Below are 911 nucleotides of genomic sequence, written 5' to 3' on the forward strand. Positions count from 1 at the left end.
GCGGCGGTTCAGTCGCTGGCCGAGGGTGCGAGCTTCACCGAACGCTGGACCGTGGCCTCGCTCGACGGCACCGCCAGCACCACCATCACCGTGACCGTCACCGGAACCAATGACGACCCGGTGATCGCGGGTCAGGCCAGCGGCGATGTGGTCGAGGATGGCCGCCAGAGCGTGCAGGGTCAGCTGACGGTCAGCGATGTGGATCTGGGCGACAGCCATGTCTGGAGCGTGCCGACGCCGGGTGAGGCGCAATATGGCGCGCTGACGGTCGATCCCTCCGGGCGCTGGACCTATGTGCTGGACAACAACCTGCCGGCGGTTCAGGCGCTGAAGGCGGGTGAGACGCGGGTGGATGCGATCACGGTGCGGGTCACCGACAGCGCGGGCGGCTGGGATGATCAGGTGGTGACGATCACGGTCACCGGCACGAATGACGCGCCGGTCGCGGTGGCGGATACGGGCGTGACGCCCGAGGATACGGTTCTGGACGTGGGCGGCGCGGGGTCTGCGGGCAATCTTCTGGCCAATGACAGCGATGCGCTGGTGGTGCAGTCGGTGGCAGGGGGCCAGCCGGTTCCGGCGGGCGGCGCGACGGTTGCAGGCTCGGCCGGCGGCGTGTTCACGATTTACCCTGATGGCAGCTATCGCTTTGATCCCGATGGGGCCTTTGCCGATCTGGGCCCGGGCGACAGCCGTCCCAGCACGGTCACCTATACGGTCTCGGATGGTCAGGGCGGCACCTCGACGGCGGAACTGACGGTGACGGTGACCGGGGTCAATGACGCACCTGTTGCGACGGACGACGCGGGTTCGGTTCGGGAGGCGGGTGTTCAGGCGGGGGGCAATGCGGGTGATCCGGGTGTTGCGCAGGCCTCGGGGAATGTGCTGACGAATGACAGCGATATTGATGG

General features: G+C 67.8%; 1 protein-coding gene. It reads left to right on the forward strand.

Annotated elements, in window-relative coordinates:
- A partial coding sequence (locus JL811_RS19855; RefSeq protein WP_202690432.1) for a VCBS domain-containing protein occupies positions 1–911 on the forward strand: 911 nt, incomplete at both ends.

The sequence above is a fragment of the Szabonella alba genome (assembly GCF_016765775.1).
GTDB lineage: Bacteria > Pseudomonadota > Alphaproteobacteria > Rhodobacterales > Rhodobacteraceae > Szabonella > Szabonella alba.